This window comes from Brucella sp. 22210 (assembly GCF_052045675.1).
Classification (GTDB): domain Bacteria; phylum Pseudomonadota; class Alphaproteobacteria; order Rhizobiales; family Rhizobiaceae; genus Brucella.
Genome location: NZ_JBQEPD010000001.1, coordinates 272,366 through 292,951 on the forward strand (window position 1 = coordinate 272,366; position 20,586 = coordinate 292,951).

The following is a 20,586-nucleotide window of genomic DNA, read 5'->3' on the forward strand; positions in this document are numbered from 1 at the left end:
GGCGGGATGCTCAACTTGGGGTTAATGGGCGGCGCTGGTTTCCGCCTTGGCGTGGCTTCTGTCCTTTCAGCGCTCGTCCTCACCGGCTGCAACACGGTAGACCGCACCACCACAGGTTCGGTGCGACGTGTCGAAACCGCCGCCACTTTCGATCACATGAACGATGCACAGCTTGCCGCAATGGTGGGCCGTCTCGGCGCGCAATATGAGCGCAATCCCAAGGACCGTGGCACCGCGCTCAATTATGCCAGCGCCCTGACCCGTCTGGGACGCAACGATCAGGCTCTCGCCGTCATGCGCGCGCTGGTCATCACCTATCCGAAGGATCAGCAGGTTCTCGCAGCCTATGGCAAGGCACTTGCCGGTGCGGGTCAGTTCGACACCGCGCTCGATGCAATCCGCCGTGCGCAAGATCCGGCCTATCCCGACTGGAAACTCGTATCCGCCGAAGGCGCTATTCTTGACCAGATGGGCAACCGCGATCAGGCCCGCGCCATGTATCAGAAGGCGCTGCAGATCAAGCCGGGCGAGCCGTCGATCCTCTCCAATATGGGCATGTCCTATCTTCTGGCCGGTGATTCCAAGGCGGCGGAAAACTATTTCCGGCAGGCATCTGTGCTACCTGGAGCAGACAGCCGCGTCCGCCAGAATCTGGCGCTTTCGGTCGGCTTGCAGGGGCGTTTCCAGGAAGCCGAAACGATTGCCGCGCAGGAGCTTTCGCCGCAGCAGGCCAAAGCCAACACGGATTATCTGCGCTCCATGCTGGCGCAGCAGAATTCCTGGAACATGCTCAAGGACAAGCCGAAGGGCTGACACGACAGTTACATTCTTCGTTGTGACTTTTTTCGGCGGTGGCGATCAGTGCCCGCCGAAGAATCCGCCTTGCGCGCTAAGCTGGATGAAAGCCGGGCCGAGAATGACAATAAACAGCACCGGCAGGAAGAAAACGATCATCGGCACGGTGAGTTTTGGCGGCAAGGCCGCCGCTTTCTTTTCCGCCTCCAGCATACGCAGATCGCGGCTTTCCTGAGAAAGTGTTCGAAGCGCCTGCGAGACGGGCGTACCGTAGCGCTCCGCCTGAATGAGTGCTTGCGATACCGATTTCACCTGATCGACGCCCGTGCGCATCGCGAGATTGTCATAGGCCTGACGCCGTTCAGGCAGGAATGACAGTTCCGCATTGGTGAGCATCAGTTCTTCCGCCAGCTCCACAGACTGTATGCCGATTTCGTCTGCCACCTTGCGAAAGGCTGCTTCGACAGACATGCCGGATTCCACGCAGATCAGCATCAGATCCAGCGCATCCGGCCAGGCGCGGCGGATAGACTGCTTGCGCTTGGCGGCCTTGTTGGAAACATAGAGATTGGGCGCATAGAAGCCGATATAACCGGCGATAATGCAGACTAGAAGTCGGACGAAGAAGGAATGTTCCGGCATATTGCCGAGCACGAAGATATAGAAGCCAGCCAGCGTCATTGCGCCGAAAGGCAGCACGAAACGCATGAACAGGAAGATGTTGAGCGGGTTCTGCCCGCGAAAACCGGCGGTTCTGAGCGCGGCAATCGTCTTGTCGTCGGCCAGTGCCTTTTTCAGGTCCAGCCTTTCCACGAAATCGCGAATGCCCTGCTTCTGCTGGTGTCGCAGGCTGTTGCGCCGGTCGTTTTCCGCTGCCAACCGCGCGCGCTCGCGAGACCGTATCGCCTCGCGTTCGGTGGCGACCGACTTCATGCGCGATTTCAGGATGCTGGTGCTGAGTATCGGCAGGAGAACCGTGACGATGGCGGCAAAAACCGCAATCGTGATCAGCATGGCGATCAGGAATTGCGGGTCTGTCAGTCTTTCTATGAGGAGAGAAAACATGGTCTGCGCCTCACATATCGAAATTGATCATGTTCTTCATGATGAAAATACCGGTACCCATCAGAACGACAGCGATTCCCAGCAGCATATGGCCGGTCGATGAGGTGAAGAGCAGCGTCATATATTGCGGGCTGGTCAGATAGACGAGCACCATGACGATGATCGGCAGCGCACCGATGATTGCGGCAGAGGCCTTTGCTTCCATGGACAGCGCATCGACCTTGGCTTTCATCTTCTTGCGGTCACGCAGTACCTTGGAGAGATTGTTCAGCGCTTCAGAAAGATTGCCGCCGGCCTGAGACTGAATCTGGATCACGATGGCGAAGAAATTGGTTTCAGGGCAAGGCATGCTGTCTGGCATCTTGCCAACAGCTTCCGGTATCGAAAGCCCCATCTGCTGGGCTTCAACAACTTTCTTGAATTCGCCTTTAACCGGCTCCAGCGCTTCGCTGGCAATCAGACGCAGCCCGTCATTGAGTGGCAGGCCTGCCCGTGTCGCACGAACAATGACGTCGAGGGCGTTTGGAAATTCTTCCAGAAACTTCTTCAGGCGACGCTTGCGTTTTTGCAGTACGAACCAGCGGGGCAGGCCGAAAAAGCAGGCAATGGCAATGCCCGGAAGAAGCAACAAAGGAAGACTGAAGATAAAACCGATCAGAAGTCCGGCAAAGGCCGTCGCACCGGAATAAATATAGAATTGGCGCAGCGTAATGCTCAGCCCGGCCTGCGTTAGCATGATACGCAGCGGCGGGTATTTCTGATTTTTCTCGCGCTGCTTCTGCCGTGCTTCAAGATCCTTGATATTGTCCTGCAATTGCTTGCGGCGTTTCTGAATATCGGTGTTCTTGTCGCGTTCGCTGCGGGTGACGCTGCGTTCGGCATAGTTGCGCACGGTTTCCAGCCGCCGCGAGGCGGGGTCCTTGCTGGCCAGCCTGTCGTAGAACAGCACGTAAGCCAGCGCGGCACAGGCAACCACCGCCAGAAGAATGAAAATCAGAATGCTGACGGGTGAGGCGGTCATCAGTCGACGCTCTCCATACTGTCGAGAACAGAGGCGAGGCGGCTGTCTTCATTGTAGTAGCGCGCGCGGTCCCAGAAGGCCGGGCGGCCAATGCCGGTCGAGCTGTGCGTGCCGAGAATGCGGCCGGATGCATCCTCCCCCTTGATGTCGTAAAGCATCAGATCCTGGGTGATGATGACGTCGCCTTCCAGCCCCACCACTTCCGTTACATGGGTGATACGACGCGAACCGTCACGCAGGCGCGCTGCCTGAATGATGATATCAATCGAGTTGACCAGAATTTCACGCACGGTCTTCTGCGGCAGCGTATAGCCGCCCATGGCGATCATGGCTTCCATACGGCTCAGGCATTCGCGCGGGCTGTTGGAGTGGATCGTGCCCATCGAGCCGTCATGGCCAGTATTCATGGCCTGCAACAGGTCGAACACTTCGGGTCCGCGCACTTCGCCGACGATGATTCGCTCAGGCCGCATACGCAGGCAGTTCTTGACCAGATCGCGCATCGTCACTTCGCCTTCGCCTTCCAGATTGGGCGGGCGGGTTTCGAGGCGCACGACATGCGGCTGCTGCAATTGCAGTTCGGCGGAATCTTCGCAGGTGATGATGCGTTCATGCGTGTCGATATAGCGGGTGAGGCAGTTCAACAGCGTGGTTTTACCGGAACCCGTACCACCGGAAATGATGACATTGCAGCGCACGCGGCTAATGATCTGCAACAATTCCGCACCGGCATTGGAGATCGCACCGAAGCGCACCAGCTGGTCGAGTGTCAGCTTGTCCTTGCGGAATTTACGAATGGTCAGTGTCGGGCCGTCGAGCGACAGCGGCGAGGCGATGACGTTGACGCGCGAGCCGTCCGGCAGGCGCGCATCGCAGATCGGGCTCGATTCGTCGACGCGTCTGCCGACCTGGCTGACAATGCGCTGGCAGATATTGAGAAGTTGCTGGTTGTCGCGAAAACGAATCCCCGTTTCCTGCACCATGCCGTCGACTTCGATATAGGTACGGCGCGAACCGTTGACCATGATATCGGCAATGTCGTCGCGGGCGAGCAGAGGCTCCAGCGGACCATAGCCGAGGACGTCGTTGCAAATGTCGTCGAGCAGTTCTTCCTGCTCGGCAATCGACATGACGAAGTTCTTGATCGCAATGATATCATTGACGATATCGCGGATTTCTTCGCGGGCCGTATCGGGCGCCATGCGCGAAAGCTGCGACAGGTCGATCGTATCGATCAGCGCCGAAAAAACCTGCGCTTTGGTGTCGTAATAACCTTCGTTCTTCTCGCGTCCGCTGCTGGTAGCAGCTGCGGGTCTAGCTGGTGTGTTGGGAACGGCGGCCTGCATGCGGGACGGCTGAACGGGCTCCGTGCGCTGCACAGGCTGGGGCGCGATTGCTTTCGCAATGCTGCCGTCCTGTTTGCTTCCTGAATCGTTGCCTCTTTTGCCGAACATGATTTTCCGCCGTTACTTCGTCTTGCGCGCGAATTTGCCCAGAAGACCGGAGATGCCATTCGTCTTGCGCGGCTGGACATCCGCCCGCCCCGTCAGCACATGCGCTATATGCGTGATGGTTGCAGAAACCGGGCTTTCCGGGCTGGTTTCCGCGATCATGCGTCCGGTATTGGCGGCATTGCCGAAAAGCTGCGGCTCGAATTCGATGGCCGCAATCGGATCGATGCCGAGCGGTTCGGAAAAATCCGACAGCGCGATTTCGGGGCGCTTCGGAACCCCGACCTGATTGAGCACCAGATGCGGCTTCAGATCATTCGGGCGCAATTGCGCCAGCGTATCGAGCAGGTTTTTCGTATTGCGCAGATTGGCAAGATCGGGCGCAGCCACGATCACCACTTCATCCGCCCGCATCAATGTGGTGCGGGTCCAGCCGTTCCAGCCATGCGCGAGATCGAGAACGATCAGTGGCGAGGTGCGCTGGGCGACGTCGATTATTTCGGAGAACGCATCCTCTTGAAAATCGAATGTGCGCTCCAGACTGGATGGTGCGGCAAGAATCGAGAGATGTTCGCCATATTGCACCAGCAGGCGGTCGAGATAGACCTCATCCACACGTTCCGGAGAAAACACGGCGTCGGCTATCCCGAGCGTCGGGTCCTGATCGAAATTGATGTTGGCCGTGCCGAAAGGCAGATCCATGTCGGCGAGAACAACATCGTGCCGGAACAGATGCGAGATCGACCAGGCGACATTATGAGCGATGGTCGATGCGCCGACCCCGCCCTTGGCGCCGATAAAGGCGATGGAGCGTCCAAGCGGCTCGGCACCCGGATCGAGAAAGATCGATGAGACGATGGCCAGAACATCGGCCAGCGACACGGGCGCGACGATATATTCCGAAACGCCGCGGCGCAGCAATTCGCGGTAGAGCCAGACCTCGTTGGAATGACCGACGACAAGCACCTTGGAGCCCGGGTCGCAGACTTCCGACAGGCGCCGGAGTTCATCGAGCAGAACATTCGGTTCCGATGACGATTCGACGATGATCAGATTGGGCGTCGAGGCCGTCTGATAGAAGTCGATTGCGGCCTCTATGCCACCCGGCGAGACTTTCAGATGGGTCTTGGCCATGCGCCGGTCATTACCGGCGCGCTCGATGGGAATGGCGACGCTTTCGTTTTCACAAAAGGCCTGGATGGAAATGCGCGGGATTGGCCGCACATTTTCCAGCATGATCGGCGCGCGGTGTTCGGCAAGGTCGCTGCCGGCTTCTGGTTCGAAGGCGATATCTGTCATGGCGCCCTCTTAATAGTTTGCCTGTTCGCTACGGGATTCCTTCCAGTTATCCGTCCGCGCAGGCGACATCTTCGTGTAGCCTTGACTGCCGTTGAGGCGTTGTACCGTGCGGTCGGAATCAATTGGGGAAGAAACGCGTGGTCCAAGAAGATCGGCGGGGTTGGCAACCTGAGCTGCGAGATTGTTCTGCGATGCACAGCCGAAATTGGCATAATGCTTGTTTTCAGGCGTGGTCGCAATATCGTCTGGCCAGCGTCCGCAAGGCGTCGTGCCCGCCGTCATCGCATAATAGCTGATGCGGATCGGCGCTGCGGCATCCGGCGATGAAACCGGATAGTTTTCAATGGCGATGTTGGTCTGCTTGACGCCACCTTTGCGCAAGGCGGTCGCAACTTCTGTGCTTAACCGATAGGCTGCGGCTTGATTGGGCGCTCCAGCAGGAACAAGCACATAGACCATGCCCGAACCCTTGTAGCGGTAGTTGGCGACCGCGCTCTCGATGATGCCGCGCTGCATGGTGTTGAGCCGGCTATCGGCGCTGCCGACAGGAATGTCGGTCACCTGTTCGCGCTCGGCAATCGTGATGGGATGATTGGTGCGGTAATCGTCCGGCAATGCGCCGACGGTCACATGCTGCCGGTTGGCGCAACCGGCCAGAAGAGCGACCGACAGGACCAGCAAGACTGGCGTGATGGAAACTCTGTTGCCCCGAATTGTCATGCCCGTTTCCCCACTCATTTGTAGATATACCCGACAACACCGTTGTAACGGCCGGGCGGCAGCTTGGTCTCCATCGTTCCGTAAACGCGGTTGACCTTGCCGAGAATGTAACCTGCGCCATCGCTGGCCGGATTGAGATTGTCGTCGGGACGCGCAAGTGCCTGCCGCGCAACCGGGCGAGCCAGATATGGCGTCACGATAACCACGAGTTCCGATTCGTTGCGGATGAAGTCCTTGCTGCGGAACAGCGCGCCGAGGACGGGAATCTTGGTGAGACCAGGAAAGCCGGAAACCGACTGGCGCACTTCATCGCGGATCAGGCCGCCGATCATCATCGAACCGCCTGATGGCAGCTCTACCGTGGTGTCTGCCACGCGTTTGCGCAGCGACAGAATGCTCGCGCCGAGGCCGTCTGCCTGGTTGGCCGATGAGGAACCTTCCGTTGTGGGTTCGGAAACCGATGTTCTGATCTTCAGGCTGATGCGACCCGGGCCGAGCACCACCGGCATGAACTCCAGTCCGATGCCATAGTTGATCTTGGCCAGCTGGTTGGTGCGCTTGCCATCGTCATCATAGGTCACGCTATTGATGACGTTAAACTCGCCGCCCACATTGAATGCAGCTTTTTCGCCGGAAATCGCAGTCAGTGTCGGTTCGGCCAGCGTCTTCATGACGCCTGCTGTTTCCATCGCGCGCAGATAGGCAGAGAAATTGCTGGTTGCGAGACCGAAGCCAGTATTTGACAGGGTATCGCCAATGGCTCCGGGCAGGCTTTCTGAAATGCCGCCATAAGAGATGCCATTGCTGGTCCCGCTGCCCGTCATATTGACGCCGAGCTGCTTCATGACGTTGCGGCTGACTTCGGCAACGGTCACTTTCAGGGTGACCTGATCTTCACCCACGATGGTCAGCATGTTGACGATCGCACTGGTGCGACGCCCCCTGTCGGGATTGTCGATTGCAACACCGCCGCCATCGGTCGGAGCCGAAGCGGTGGATGTGTACTGGCCGGTCGTTGCTTCACCGCCGGTCACGAAAAGGCCTGCGAGTTTTGCAGCCTGTGCCGAATCCTGCGGTGTCTGTACCGAACCGGTCAGAACGACGTTGTCGTTAATCAGCTCGACCCGGATATCCGAGCCCGGAATGAGACGTTTCAGTTGTGCAGAGAGGCTGCTTACATCGCGCTCGATTTCGATATCGATGGAAGCAATCTGTTCGCCATTCGCGCCGAAGACGAAGATATTTGTCTGCCCGACCTGTTTACCGAACAGATAGATGCGACGCGATGTGCGCGTGACAGCATCCGCGACGGATGGATTGGAAACGAGGACATCATAGGCGTCCTGCGGCAAATCAAGAATGATCGATTTGTTGAGACCGAGACTGATCTGCTGGGCGCGGCCCTGCGTGCCGACCTTGACGACACCGCCCGCCGCCATGGCAGGTGTATCGAAGAAGGGTTGTGCTGCGAGCGTCAGGCTTGCGGCAATAAGGGCTGATTTGGTCCAATACGGGCGCACGCGTTTTCCCTGTCTCATGAGCGCGGTCCTACTTCTATAATGCTGCCGGACTTGATGACCTTGACCGTTCCGCTATGCGTTGGAGAGGAAACCAGATAGTCGGCTTGCTTGATGTCCTTGTCTTCGGCGTCGTGCATGGACCGCAGCGACAGTGTCAGCCGGTCCGCCATTTGCTGGGCAACGGTGATGATTTCCGCCTGATCGGGCGTCAGTTCCAGTGTCGCCGTCTGGCCGACCATCACCTTGCGACCTTGCTCGTCTTCCTGAATCGTCTGGTCGATGGCGAGCACGCGCACATTTTGCAGCACGGTTTCGGTCGTGAAAGGCGCGATGGACGTGCTGCTGGCATTGTCGGGTTTGCGACGGGTCATGATGACATCGACGAAATCATTGGGCAGGATAAAGCCGCCCGCCGAGCTTTCGGCATTGATCTGGGTCGCAACCGCACGCATGCCGGGCGGCAGGATCGAGGACAGGAAGCTCTGTCCCGGTCCGATCAGTTTCACTTTGCGAATCGGCTCGCCGGGGAAAAGTTGCAGCCTGACGGTGGCACCATTGAGCTGGTTGATTGCATCCGGCTCACTGGAACGAGTGATGTAGCCGTCGGAAATCGCTTCCTTGGGCCATGATTGCCAGCGCATCTGCGAGGTCAGTTCAGCGCCGACGCCGAGATTTTCCGTGGCGACAAGCACTTCTTCCAGCTGGATCTGTGGGGTCTCAGGCGCAACCACGACGGGTGCAGGCGGCGGTGCCGACAGATTCATGGCGATATAGCCCGCACCGCCAGCAGCGATAACGGCTACCCCAAGAATGAGCAGACGAGCTGATTTCATGATGTGCCCCGTGCAAGTCCCCACGTCCGAACGACGTGTTCCAAAATTGCACCGGCAATCGTGTAATTATGGTTAATATAATCTTATTCGTATTAAGAAATATAAGTTCCGCAGGGCAATTCGTTGCCGGTTATCATGCGGGAGCGAACAAAATTGACTGAATTGACTGGCCGACAGGTGAGAGCGGGAAGCTCCACAGACCGGCGGCGCCCAAAGCGATCCCATAAGGAATCCCGACATCCTTGCGCGACAGTCGTTCCAGAAAGGCATAACGATCAGCATAAACCGGGCGCGGTATCAGGCGATAAATAATGATGAGAAGCGTGAGAACGCCGCCCAGGATCGAGAACTTGACGACATAGTCCGCCAGGCCCGGATTGAAGCCGAACCACAGCGTCGTTGCGGCAATCAGTTTTGCGTCGCCGCCACCCATGGTGCGCAGGCAGAAGAGGGCAAAAGTGATGCCGAGCATCAGCGCGCCGGTCACCAGATGCCAGCCGTAATCAGCAAGTGAAAGCCCGGAAAAGGGTGCGAGAATGATGAACCCGGCGGCGAGACCAATCGAAACCCGGTTGCGAATGGTCATCGACAGGAGATCGGTGATCATGGCCGTGACCATCGCTGCCACGAAAATCGCCGTCATCAGCGCTGCTATGACCATCAAAGCCCCCGATAGAGTTTCGTTGCCGATTATTTACCGTTCGTCGCGTTCTGGACGCTTGTGGCAACGGCGTCGAATTTTTCACCGACACTACCAGCCATGAGCGCTACACCACTGATGATCGCGATAGAAACCAGCGTGCCGATCAGCGCATATTCAATCGCTGTGGAACCGGCCCGGTTCTTCAAAAAACGCGTCATCAATGTCGGCATTGTACGCTCCTTCGCCTCTCCGAAGACGGCTGCCCCATAATGGCCGTCATCAAGTTCGGATGGCTGAAGCATAGTCGGCAGGCATTGTAGGCCCCTTAACAATCAGGGTTAATGAAGCGTTGCCTGATAAATTCCACCTCCAATGGGGCACAAGGGGCAGCTTTGCGGCAAGCTTAATGCTTCTTTCACCAATCCTCTTCATTATTTGCTAGGCATATTACGGGGGTCGTAGAGTGGCGCGTCGGTTTTTCTCTTCGGAAAAGTTGCGGAAGGCATTGGCCTTGGCAGCGATAATGCTGTCTTCGGCCGGAGTTCAGGCCGCGCATGCGGAAGAATATATCAAGCTTGAAACAAGTCGGGCACGCATCCTTCGCCTCGCCCGCCCCGCTGATACGGTGGTGATCGGCAATCCGGCTATTGCGGACGCTGTCGTTCAGGATTCCCAGACCATCGTACTGACCGGCAAGGATTTTGGCGTTACCAATATCGTTGTCATGGACAAGCAGGGCGAGCCGATCATTGATCGGGAACTCGTTGTCTCCAGCAATGGGCGGGGCACCACCCGCGTCTATCGCCGGGCAGAGGTCCAGACCTTGTCTTGCACGCCCTATTGCGAAAAAGCTTCGACCAAGATCGGCGACGATAAATAAGAGCTGTCGCTAAAATCCCGCATGTGCCGTTAATACTCTTTCAGGTTGTCCTGATGTATTCCTACGCCATGTTTTAAACCGGCATGGTTTGGGTGGGGCATGGCATTCAAGAATTCCCGTCGGCACTGGCGAGGAGAAGAATATTCGTGGCTATGTGCCGCCTTTCGGCGCGTGCGGCTGTTTGGCCGGGCGCGCGACGGCGCGACAGCAATCGAATTCACACTTCTGATCATTCCGTTCCTGCTTATCGTTTTTTCGACCATCGAAACGGGTATGAATTTCACTGCCCGACAGGTGTTGTGGAATGCCACGCAGAATGTCGCGCGTCAGATCCAGACCGGGCAGATCAAGGGAAGCGATCTCACGCCGACCAAAATCCAGACCATGCTCTGCGACCAGATCCAGTTCATGGTGAAGGCCGGTTGTGAGGGACTGTCGTTCAATCTTGGCACCTATTCCGGCTTTTCCACGGTGCCGACCACCGGCATTTTGACTGCTGATGGCGATCTGACGCGCACCGGCATCACCGGCACCAACGGCACCTCGACCATCAACCAGCTCAATGTGCTCTATCGCTGGCCGGTTCTGACCAACATTCTCTATCTGACCGACAGCGCCGATGCGAAACGCGGCACCATGCCGTTGTTCTCCACGCTGACATGGCAGAACGAGCCGTTTCCCAACTGACGACGAATATCGGGTTGCGGCCCGGACTGGACCTTTATCGCCATGCGAACAGCACTATTCCGGTTGTTACAAAATTTCCTGCGCGACAGGCGCGCTGTCGGCGCGGTCGAATTTGCGCTGATCGCTCCGGTCCTGCTCGTGATTTATCTTGGTTCGACCGATCTTGCCGATGGTCTCGACGTCAACAAGAAGGTGTCACGATCCGCCAGCAGCCTGGCCGATCTGGTTACGCGGCAGATTTCGGTTTCGGCCAGTGACGTCGACGATATGTTCGCCATTGGTAGCGCATCGCTGCTGCCTTACAGTCGGACAAGCCCGAAGATCAGGGTAACGGCCCTGAAAGTCACCAAGGCGCAATCATCGAACACCTATACCGTGACGGTCGACTGGTCGCGTGCGAATGTTGCAAACTTCGCTGCCTTGGCTGGCAGCAAAGGCGATCTTCCCGCTGCGCTCATCGCGACCGACGCCTATTTTATCAAGGTTGATGTGGAGCTTGACTACAAGCCGCTCAACTCATGGATATCGACCAGCATTCCCATGAGCGAGACCTATTATCTCTCTCCACGCTATACCAACACCATTCCTTGTAGCGGGTGCTGAAGCGTTCTTTCGCGTATTCCCCTTGGCAATAGGGGCAAAACCCAACATATAGAGGGAAAGGCCAGACCTTCCCTTCAGGATTTGCTTTCAATGCCAGAATTGCCAGAGGTAGAAACCGTTCGCCGCGGCTTGCAACCCTTCATGGAAGGGGCAACCATCGAACGTGTCGATCAGAACAGACCCGATCTGCGCTTTCCTTTTCCAGACCATTTTGTGGAACGCCTGACCGGGCATCGGATCGAGGCGCTCGGTCGCCGTGCGAAATATCTGACGCTTCATCTCGATGACGGTCTTTCCATCATCAGCCATCTCGGCATGTCCGGTTCGTTTCGCATCGAGGCCGAAGACGGCGGGGATACGCCCGGCGCTTTCCATCACGAGCGATCTAAGAACAGCGCCCATGACCATGTGGTGTTTCATCTGTCGCGTCCCGGCGGTTCAGGTGCGCGCATCATCTATAATGATCCGCGCCGTTTCGGCTTCATGTTGTTTGCGGAAAAAGGCGCGCTCGACACGCATCCATTTCTGAGCGGTCTCGGTATTGAACCAACCGGCAATCTTTTGTCGGGAGCGATACTGGCGGAACTGTTTCAGGGGCGGCGCACGCCGCTCAAGGCAGCACTTCTCGATCAGCGGCTGATTGCCGGTCTCGGCAATATCTATGTCTGCGAGGCGCTGTGGCGTTCCGGTCTGTCGCCCATGCGCGCAGCCGGGGCCGTAGCGGGCGATGCGGTGCTTATGGAGCGTCTGGCCAGCGATATCCGCACGGTGATTGCCGAGGCCATTGCGGCGGGCGGGTCGAGCCTGAAGGATTACATTCAGGCCGACGGGGCGCTTGGCTATTTCCAGCATTCCTTCTCGGTCTATGGGCGGGAAGGGGAACCATGCCGCAACCCGGCGTGCAACGGTACCGTCGAGCGCGCGGTCCAGGCGGGACGTTCGACTTTTTTCTGTGCGTTCTGCCAGACATAAGACCTTGCCAAACGGGGATGGCCGGTCCACCTTGCCGCCCGGAAATTGAAGCTGTCATGGTATCGGCCTTATGGGCCGTGAACCGGATAGCGATGCCTGATGAAGGAGGAGCAGAATTCCATGGCTTATGAAACGATCATCGTCGAGACGCGCGGCAATGTCGGGCTTATCCGCCTCAATCGTCCGCAGGCGCTCAATGCGCTCAATCGGGGTGTGCTCAATGATTTGACGGATGCGCTCGCGATTTTCGATGCTGATGACAAGATCGGCGCCGTGGTGCTGACCGGTTCTGAAAAGGCTTTTGCTGCTGGCGCCGACATCAAGGAAATGCAGTCCATCGACTTCGTCGATGCCTATCTGCAGGACATGTTCGCCGATTGGCAGAAGGTGGACCGCACGCGCAAGCCGATCATCGCTGCCGTTTCCGGTTATGCGCTTGGCGGCGGCTGTGAGCTGGCCATGATGTGCGACTTCATCATTGCAGGCAGCAATGCCAAGTTCGGCCAGCCGGAAATCACGCTCGGCGTCATTCCGGGCATGGGCGGCTCGCAGCGCCTGACCCGTTTCGTCGGCAAGTCCAAGGCGATGGATATGTGCCTGACCGGCCGCATGATGGATGCGGCGGAAGCCGAGCGCTCGGGCCTCGTTTCACGGGTCGTCGAGCCGGAAGTTCTGCTGGAAGAAACTTTGAAGGCTGCCGAGCGTATTGCGTCCTTCTCGCGTCCTTCGGTTCTGATGGCCAAGGAAGCGGTGAACCGCACCTATGAAATGACGCTGAGCGAAGGACTGCGCTATGAGCGCCGCCTGTTCCATTCGCTTTTTGCGACGGAAGACCAGAAGGAAGGCATGGCGGCATTTGTCGACAAGCGCACGCCATCCTTCAAGAATCGATAAGACGGATAGCGCATCGGGCGGTGGTTACCGCTGCCCGATGCGGTATTCAGGGCTGGATGGAGGCTGGTTCAGAGGGCTTGAAGGCCCGCGCGCAGGCGCAAAACCGGCTTTTTGATTGATAGTCGCGGCAGAATCCTCGTTGACGTGAGGGCAAAGCTGATCTATAAGCCCGCCACGGATCGGCGGCCACCCGGGTTTTCTAGGGATTTCGGCTGCCCTAGAGGTTTTGTGCCCGGCGGTTTAAGCCCCTGGCTAGCTGACAGAAAAAGAGAGGCATTTATGGCCAATACTCCTTCGGCCAAGAAGGCAGTGCGCAAGATCGCTGCCCGCACCGAAATCAACAAGTCGCGTCGCTCGCGCGTTCGCACTTTCATCCGCAAGCTGGAAGACGCTCTTCTGAGCGGCGACAAGCAGGCTGCGGAAGTCGCATTCAAGGCTGCTGAGCCTGAACTGATGCGCTCCGTCACCAAGGGCGTGATGCACAAGAACACTGCTGCTCGCAAGGTGTCTCGCCTTGCCAAGCGCGTGAAGGCACTCAACGCCTAATTATTGCCTATTTTTATAAGCAAGTTCTGAAACCCGGCTCATTGTTAGCCGGGTTTTCTTTTTTTCGGGCTTCTTGCAGCTTTCTGCTCAACGTAAGGTCGCAATTTTTTCGCATATTTTTCAATGTGAAGAGGCAAGTTTACGAGGTTTCAGAATGTTACTACCGGGTAATTTTCGATTGTAATTTCAATCATTTGCGTAACATTTCGCAGAGTTATCCACAGGGGCCGGATGGGACTCGGAAGGCCGTTTGAGTCAAGCAGATTTTTAAAAATTATTTTTCAGGCGGAACAGATCAGGACCATCTAATTTGACCACGTAGAAAACACATTGAATCCAAAGGTGTTAATTCGCTGGCGTCCGATTCCCGGTCTATCGCGCTGCCCTATGCAAGGGGTTTCATGAAAAAAAACTGGCAATCCTAGGCTTGCTCTTTACGGCGGCCCTTCGCTAAAGTCAGGTCATCAAGAGGGGTGGGCCACCGGCCCGGAGTTAGCGCTAATTGCTGTCGAATGTCAGCGTGGATGTTGAATCCGCGAGCGCTATTTTCTGGTCTCCAAGGTCCTCTTTCTTTCGGGTGATTGCTTATCATTCAATGACCGGGCCATTAACTGGCCATTAACCGGAAAGTCGTTTTGGACAGATGGCGGGCAATTGAGTGGTTGTCGTGGAAGGGGTTCCGGGCAATCAGCCTTCGGTGAACAGTTGTATGAGTCGTGCGCGGGTAACCGGAAAGGAGTCTTTCGGTTTGGACCTGTCGGGTCCGATTGAGTTTGTGTTTGGTCCGGTGTTGCGGGCCTGAGTGTATGAGTGAGTACCGCCGGCGTTGAAGGACGACAGATCTGGAACGACGAGCTGGAAAAAATGACAAGCGCCGGAAAATGGCGCGTACGAATGTGAAGGCAGGCGAGACGATGGCAATGACGAGCGGCAAGGCGACGGCAACGATGGGTGATGATGCACATGCGAACCGTATCCATGGATCTTCTGCTACCGGAAATGACAAGAGCCTGACGAACATGGACGCTGCAGTCAGCGAAGAGGCTTTCGAGCGCCTTACGGCAAAGCTGAAAGCCCGTGTGGGCAGCGAAATCTATTCGAGCTGGTTCGGCCGGTTGAAACTTGACGATATTTCCAAGAGCATTGTGCGCCTGTCGGTCCCGACAGCTTTCCTGCGCTCCTGGATCAACAATCATTATTCTGAACTCCTGACCGAACTCTGGCAGGAAGAAAACGCTCAGATCCTGAAGGTCGAAGTCGTTGTGCGCGGCATGAACCGCGTGGTTCGCAGCGCAGCGCCGGCAGAAACGACGGAATCGGCTGAAGCCAAGCCTGTCGTGGCTCCGCGCGAAAAGATGATGTTCCCGGTCGGCCAGTCCTTTGCCGGTCAGCATATCGGCGACAAGCGCGGTTCTGCCGTGGTCGCAGAATCGGCTGCCGCTTCGGGCTCGATTCTCGGCTCGCCGCTTGATCCGCGTTACACGTTCGACAGCTTCGTCGATGGCGCATCGAATCGTGTGGCGCTTGCCGCCGCCCGCACCATTGCGGAAGCCGGTTCCAGCGCTGTGCGTTTCAACCCGCTTTTCATTCATGCATCGGTGGGTCTCGGCAAGACGCATCTTCTTCAGGCCATTGCAGCCGCAGCGCTGCAGCGTCAGGAAAAGGCCCGCGTCGTTTATCTGACCGCTGAATATTTCATGTGGCGCTTTGCGACCGCTATCCGTGACAACAATGCGCTTTCCTTCAAGGAACAGCTGCGCGACATCGACCTTCTGGTCATCGACGACATGCAGTTCCTGCAGGGCAAGTCCATTCAGCACGAGTTCTGCCATCTCCTGAACACGCTGCTCGACAGCGCCAAGCAGGTCGTTGTTGCCGCTGATCGTGCGCCGTCGGAACTGGAATCACTCGACGTCCGCGTCCGTTCGCGTCTTCAGGGCGGCGTTGCGCTTGAAGTGGCCGCACCGGATTACGACATGCGCGTTGAAATGCTGCGTCGTCGTCTGAACACGGCACAGGTTGAAGATCCGAGCCTCAACATTGGCGACGAGATTATTTCGCACGTCGCCCGCACCGTCACCGGCTCGGGCCGTGAGCTGGAAGGCGCTTTCAACCAGCTTCTGTTCCGCCAGTCCTTCGAGCCGAATCTGTCGATTGACCGCGTGGATGAGCTGCTCGGCCATCTGACCCGCGCAGGCGAACCGAAGCGCATCCGCATCGAGGAAATCCAGCGCATCGTGGCGCGCCATTACAATGTTTCGAAGCAGGATCTGCTTTCGAATCGTCGTACCCGCACCATCGTGAAGCCGCGTCAGGTGGCGATGTATCTCGCCAAGATGATGACGCCGCGTTCGCTGCCGGAAATTGGCCGTCGCTTCGGCGGACGCGATCATACGACCGTGCTGCATGCCGTGCGCAAGATCGAAGATCTGGTGGGTGCCGACACCAAGCTGGCACAGGAACTGGAGCTTCTGAAGCGTCTCATCAACGATCAGGCTGCGTGATTAATACGACAGTTGCAAATTCGTCAGGCCGTGGCGAAACGGGTGATTTTCGAGTACCGGAGCGGAGCATACTTAAAGGTACGTGAGCGCCGGAGCACAGGAAATTGCTCGTTGCAGCCCGGCATCACGAAGAATGCAACTGTCGTGTTACAGAAGCTTCCCCGCTATCAACCGCGGTTATCAACAAAAAGCCCGGGCCCTGTCGCAATACGACACGGCCCGGGCTTGCTTTTCTCCTTAAAAATCTGCCACTTTAACGGACCTTTCTGGCGCCTTTGGTGCCTTACCGACGAGGGCCGCTGCCCGTCAGATGCAAGCGCCTTGTCCTAGCGAGCGAGTGCGTTTGAACATGCGTGTTACCCTAGAGCGATCGAACCTTCTCAAATCTCTCAACCACGTCCACCGCGTCGTGGAGCGTCGCAACACGATTCCGATTTTGTCGAACGTGCTTTTGCAGGCCGAAGGAGCAAGCCTTGCCCTCAAGGCGACCGACCTCGACCTCGAAGTGAACGAAGCAACCGCGGCCATGGTCGAGCAGGCGGGCGCGACGACGGTCCCGGCACATCTGCTCTACGATATCGTGCGCAAGCTGCCCGATGGCGCGGAAGTCATGCTGTCCACCAATCCGGATGGCGGCTCCATGTCGGTTATTTCCGGTAAGTCGTCCTTCCGCCTCCAGTGCCTGCCTCAGTCGGATTTCCCGGAACTGACGGCCGGATCCTTCACCCATTCCTTCCGCATCGAAGCGCAGGCGCTGAAGCGCCTTATCGACCGCACCCAGTTTGCGATCTCGACGGAAGAAACACGCTATTATCTGAACGGAATCTTCTTCCATGCTATCGAAAGCGACGGCGCTTTGAAGCTGCGCGCTGTGGCGACCGACGGTCACCGTCTGGCCCGCGCTGAACTGGAAGCCCCATCGGGAACGGAAGGCATGCCGGGCATCATCATTCCACGCAAGACGGTTGCCGAACTGCAGAAGCTGGTTGATGCGCCTGATGTGGTGGCAATGGTGGAACTGTCGGACGCCAAGATCCGCTTTACGGTCGGCTCCGTGGTGCTCACCTCCAAGCTCATCGACGGTACCTTCCCGGATTACCAGCGCGTCATTCCATCCGGCAATGACAAGAAGCTCACCATCGGGCGCCAGGAATTTGCCGCATCCGTCGATCGTGTTTCGACCATTTCGAGCGAGCGTGGCCGTGCGGTCAAGCTTTCCATCGCTGATGGCCAGCTGACGCTGACGGTCAACAATCCCGATTCGGGCAGCGCAACGGACGAGCTGGCAGCGGATTATGATTCCGATCCGCTGGATATCGGCTTCAACTCCAAATATCTGCTGGATATCACCAGCCAGCTTTCCGGTTCGGATGCTGTCTTCATGCTGGCCGATGCCGGTTCGCCGACACTGGTGCGCGACACCGGCGACGAAGATGTGCTGTATGTTCTGATGCCGATGCGCGTCTAGGGCTGGGATATTTCGACTCTGGCGGCCTGCAAATGGCGTGATTTTTCGCTTCCGGTGCTTCACGTACAGTATGTACGCTGCGCTCCGGTTCTCAAATCCCACCATTTTCGGCATGCCATAGCCAAAATCTCGTCAGCCCCGGCATCTCGCTGGAAGAGGCCTCTCAAAGAACCCGATTGTGGATATAAAAGACGATATAACAAGTCGCCCCGACCGGGTTTCGGTCCGGCGGCTTAAGCTTACTGATTTCCGCAATTATGCGGAACTCTCGCTGCCGCTTGGCCCCGGCCATGTGGTGCTGACGGGCGAGAACGGTTCGGGCAAGACCAATCTCATTGAAGCGCTTTCCTTTCTGTCGCCGGGACGCGGTCTTCGCCGGGCGTCTTATGACGATGTGGCGCGGGTCAACGGTCCGGAGGGACAGCAAGACGGCTTTGCCATCCACGCATCACTGGATTGCATGATCTACGGCGAAGCCGAAATCGGCACGGGAACGGCGGGCGGCGGAGAAGGCGGGCGCAAGGTTCGCATCAACGGCGTTGCAGCCTCTGGCGACGAGCTTCTCGATTATGCCCGCATCCTCTGGGTCGTTCCTTCCATGGACGGGCTTTTTACCGGTGGCGCGTCGGACCGGCGGCGTTTCCTCGATCGCATGGTCCTCGCCATCGATACCGGGCACGGCAAGCGTGTGCTCGATTATGAAAAAGCCATGCGCAGCCGCAACCGACTGCTCAGCGAAGGCAATAATGACGACCGCTGGCTCGATGCCATCGAAAGCCAGATGGCGGAGCTTGGCACCGCCATTGCCGCAGCGCGCGCAGAAGCCATGCGGCTGATTGCGGCCATGATAGAGCGCCTTCCGGCGGAAGGTCCTTTTCCGAAGGCGGATTGTTTTCTGGAAGGGTCGCTGGAACAGCGGATCGGCCTCGAGGCGGCGCTCGATCTGGAAGAGGATTTCCGCCGCATCCTGCGCGACGGGCGCATCCGGGATCGCGCGGCAGGCCGCACGCTGGATGGGCCGCACCGCACCGATCTCATCGTGCAGCATAGGCCGAAAGCCATGCCAGCCGCCCTGTGCTCGACCGGCGAGCAGAAGGCATTGCTCATCGGTTTGATACTGGCCCATGCGCGCCTGACGGGCGAATTGTCCGGCATGGCCCCGATTCTCCTTCTGGACGAAATCGCCGCGCATCTCGATTCAGGCCGCCGCGCTGCTTTGTTCGGCATTCTCGACGATCTCGGCGGGCAGGCCTTCATGACCGGCACCGACAGGGCGCTGTTCGATACGCTTGGCGGCGATGCGCAGTTTTTCAGTGTTGCAGGCGGCGTTCTCACCAAGAGCTAAATTATCCGCTGACAGCATCGTCGCGGAGGCATATGTTGGCCATCATGAATGCACCATCCAGACCATTTTCGTCCGAAGAACTTGAACGCTATGCGCGCCATATCGTGCTGCCGGAAGTCGGTGGCCCCGGCCAGCAGAAGCTGAAGGCAGCGCGTGTATTGGTTATTGGTGCGGGTGGTCTCGGAGCGCCCGTGCTGCAATATCTGGCGGCTGCGGGCATCGGGACGCTCGGCATCGTCGACGACGATACGGTGTCGCTGTCCAATCTCCAGCGTCAGGTCATCCACGACACGGAAAGCGTCGGTCAGGAAAAGGTCGAGAGCGCGCGAAACGCCATTGCGCGCATCAATCCGCATGTGACGGTCGAAGGCCATGCCCTGCGCCTCAACGCGGACAATGCCGAAGCGCTGATTGCCGATTACGATGTGATTGTTGATGGCTCCGACAACTTCACAACGCGCTATGTGCTGGCGGATACGGCGGCCAAAGTCGGGCGACCGCTGGTAACTGGCGCGATGGGCCGCTTTGATGGCACGGTGACAGTGCTGATGCCTTATCTGACCGGTTCGGACGGCACGCAAAATCCCTCCTATCGCGATCTCTTCCCGGAAGCGCCGCCGCCGGGAACCGTCCCCACCTGCGCAGAAGCGGGCGTGCTGGGCGTGCTGCCGGGCGTGATCGGCAGCTTGCAGGCAATGGAAGTGATCAAGCTCGTCACCGGTATCGGCGAATCGCTGGTTGGTCGTTTGCTGCTCTATAACGCGCTGTATGTCCGTTTCGAGACCATTCGCTACAAGGCGCGTACGCCCAAATGACCACGCTCCGCATTGTGGCCATCAATCAGGATTTCGCCCGCTGGGACGAGCTTCTGAAACTCATCCGCGACAGCTTTGCCTATATGGACGGCGTGATCGATCCGCCGTCTTCCGCGCATCTTCTGACTGCGGAAGGACTGAAACAAAAGGCCGGGGAAGAGACCGGCTTTGCAGCCCTGATTGGCGAAGAACTGGTGGGCTGCGTTTTCATCAAGGAGAGAAGCGATAGCTTCTATCTCGGCAAGCTTGCCGTTGCGCCCGCCTTCGAGGGGCAGGGAATCGCTCGCGCCCTGATGCAGCGTGCGGAGGCTGAAACTTTCGCGAAGGGCAAGCCGGCGATTGAATTGCAGGTGCGTATCGAACTGACGCGCAATCGGGCGGTGTTTGAAAAGCTCGGTTATTGCAAGATCGCGGAAACGGCGCATCCCGGCTATACGCGCACGACCTCCATCACCTTGCGCAAGGAGATCGTGCAGGGATAGGTGGTGAGACGACCGGCAGCCAGTAGCTGCCGATCCTCCAATC

The 20,586-nt window shown here is 57.8% G+C and carries 21 protein-coding genes; 12 read left to right on the forward strand and 9 right to left on the reverse strand.

Features of this window, described 5'->3' with window-relative positions:
• Positions 1–6 precede the first annotated feature (6 nt).
• Positions 7–813, forward strand: coding sequence for a tetratricopeptide repeat protein (locus tag ACTJKP_RS01325; RefSeq protein ID WP_440629421.1), 807 nt, complete (start codon positions 7–9; stop codon positions 811–813).
• Between the two features lie 45 nt (positions 814–858).
• Here the strand turns inward: ACTJKP_RS01325 and ACTJKP_RS01330 are convergent, their stop codons facing one another.
• The 9 genes from ACTJKP_RS01330 to ACTJKP_RS01370 all read right to left on the reverse strand — a co-directional run bounded on the left by ACTJKP_RS01330 (position 859) and on the right by ACTJKP_RS01370 (position 9,649).
• Positions 859–1,860 (reverse strand): type II secretion system F family protein, encoded by a 1,002-nt coding sequence (locus ACTJKP_RS01330; protein ID WP_440629422.1) that lies wholly within the window; start codon positions 1,858–1,860, stop codon positions 859–861.
• Positions 1,861–1,870: 10 nt separating this feature from the next.
• A complete protein-coding gene (locus ACTJKP_RS01335; RefSeq protein ID WP_440629423.1) occupies positions 1,871–2,881 on the reverse strand; it encodes a type II secretion system F family protein in 1,011 nt (336 codons plus the stop codon).
• Complete coding sequence (locus tag ACTJKP_RS01340) at positions 2,881–4,227, reverse strand: CpaF family protein (RefSeq protein WP_440629625.1); 1,347 nt, start codon at positions 4,225–4,227, stop codon at positions 2,881–2,883. The genes ACTJKP_RS01335 and ACTJKP_RS01340 overlap by 1 nt, the downstream gene beginning before the upstream one ends.
• A gap of 120 nt (positions 4,228–4,347) precedes the next feature.
• A complete protein-coding gene (locus tag ACTJKP_RS01345) occupies positions 4,348–5,631 on the reverse strand; it encodes an AAA family ATPase (protein ID WP_440629424.1) in 1,284 nt (427 codons plus the stop codon).
• Positions 5,632–5,640: 9 nt separating this feature from the next.
• The gene (locus tag ACTJKP_RS01350) at positions 5,641–6,351 is read right to left on the reverse strand and encodes a CpaD family pilus assembly protein (RefSeq protein ID WP_440629425.1); all 711 of its coding nucleotides are present in this window, start codon (positions 6,349–6,351) and stop codon (positions 5,641–5,643) included.
• Positions 6,352–6,365: 14 nt separating this feature from the next.
• Positions 6,366–7,889 carry a type II and III secretion system protein family protein gene (locus ACTJKP_RS01355; RefSeq protein WP_440629426.1) on the reverse strand — a complete coding sequence of 508 codons (1,524 nt, stop codon included), beginning with the start codon at positions 7,887–7,889 and terminating at the stop codon, positions 6,366–6,368.
• The gene (gene cpaB, locus ACTJKP_RS01360) at positions 7,886–8,704 is read right to left on the reverse strand and encodes a Flp pilus assembly protein CpaB (protein ID WP_078337753.1); all 819 of its coding nucleotides are present in this window, start codon (positions 8,702–8,704) and stop codon (positions 7,886–7,888) included. The genes ACTJKP_RS01355 and cpaB overlap by 4 nt, the downstream gene beginning before the upstream one ends.
• A 133-nt stretch (positions 8,705–8,837) precedes the next feature.
• The gene (locus ACTJKP_RS01365; RefSeq protein ID WP_440629427.1) at positions 8,838–9,365 is read right to left on the reverse strand and encodes an A24 family peptidase; all 528 of its coding nucleotides are present in this window, start codon (positions 9,363–9,365) and stop codon (positions 8,838–8,840) included.
• A 29-nt stretch (positions 9,366–9,394) separates the two neighbouring features.
• Entirely contained in the window at positions 9,395–9,649 is a 255-nt protein-coding gene (locus tag ACTJKP_RS01370) for a Flp family type IVb pilin (protein WP_440629428.1), read from the reverse strand.
• 221 nt (positions 9,650–9,870) lie between these two features.
• Between ACTJKP_RS01370 and ACTJKP_RS01375 the strand changes: the two genes are divergently transcribed.
• From ACTJKP_RS01375 to ACTJKP_RS01425, 11 genes are all read left to right on the forward strand, one after another.
• Positions 9,871–10,227 (forward strand): pilus assembly protein N-terminal domain-containing protein, encoded by a 357-nt coding sequence (locus tag ACTJKP_RS01375; RefSeq protein WP_078337755.1) that lies wholly within the window; start codon positions 9,871–9,873, stop codon positions 10,225–10,227.
• A gap of 99 nt (positions 10,228–10,326) precedes the next feature.
• The gene (locus ACTJKP_RS01380) at positions 10,327–10,914 is read left to right on the forward strand and encodes a TadE/TadG family type IV pilus assembly protein (protein ID WP_440629429.1); all 588 of its coding nucleotides are present in this window, start codon (positions 10,327–10,329) and stop codon (positions 10,912–10,914) included.
• 42 nt (positions 10,915–10,956) lie between these two features.
• A complete protein-coding gene (locus tag ACTJKP_RS01385) occupies positions 10,957–11,517 on the forward strand; it encodes a TadE/TadG family type IV pilus assembly protein (RefSeq protein WP_440629430.1) in 561 nt (186 codons plus the stop codon).
• A 90-nt stretch (positions 11,518–11,607) separates the two neighbouring features.
• On the forward strand, positions 11,608–12,489 hold the full coding sequence (gene mutM / locus ACTJKP_RS01390; RefSeq protein WP_440629431.1) for a bifunctional DNA-formamidopyrimidine glycosylase/DNA-(apurinic or apyrimidinic site) lyase: 882 nt from the start codon (positions 11,608–11,610) through the stop codon (positions 12,487–12,489).
• A 120-nt stretch (positions 12,490–12,609) separates the two neighbouring features.
• Positions 12,610–13,383: an enoyl-CoA hydratase gene (locus ACTJKP_RS01395; RefSeq protein WP_440629432.1), complete on the forward strand. Its 774-nt coding sequence runs from the start codon at positions 12,610–12,612 to the stop codon at positions 13,381–13,383.
• Between the two features lie 279 nt (positions 13,384–13,662).
• Positions 13,663–13,929, forward strand: coding sequence for a 30S ribosomal protein S20 (gene rpsT / locus ACTJKP_RS01400; RefSeq protein ID WP_440629433.1), 267 nt, complete (start codon positions 13,663–13,665; stop codon positions 13,927–13,929).
• Between the two features lie 920 nt (positions 13,930–14,849).
• A complete protein-coding gene (gene dnaA, locus ACTJKP_RS01405; protein ID WP_440629626.1) occupies positions 14,850–16,433 on the forward strand; it encodes a chromosomal replication initiator protein DnaA in 1,584 nt (527 codons plus the stop codon).
• Positions 16,434–16,782: 349 nt separating this feature from the next.
• A complete protein-coding gene (gene dnaN / locus ACTJKP_RS01410; protein WP_078337760.1) occupies positions 16,783–17,901 on the forward strand; it encodes a DNA polymerase III subunit beta in 1,119 nt (372 codons plus the stop codon).
• 178 nt (positions 17,902–18,079) lie between these two features.
• A complete protein-coding gene (gene recF / locus ACTJKP_RS01415; RefSeq protein ID WP_440629434.1) occupies positions 18,080–19,246 on the forward strand; it encodes a DNA replication/repair protein RecF in 1,167 nt (388 codons plus the stop codon).
• Between the two features lie 32 nt (positions 19,247–19,278).
• Positions 19,279–20,061: a molybdopterin-synthase adenylyltransferase MoeB gene (locus tag ACTJKP_RS01420; protein ID WP_440629435.1), complete on the forward strand. Its 783-nt coding sequence runs from the start codon at positions 19,279–19,281 to the stop codon at positions 20,059–20,061.
• Complete coding sequence (locus ACTJKP_RS01425; RefSeq protein WP_440629436.1) at positions 20,058–20,543, forward strand: GNAT family N-acetyltransferase; 486 nt, start codon at positions 20,058–20,060, stop codon at positions 20,541–20,543. The genes ACTJKP_RS01420 and ACTJKP_RS01425 overlap by 4 nt, the downstream gene beginning before the upstream one ends.
• Positions 20,544–20,586: the final 43 nt, after the last annotated feature.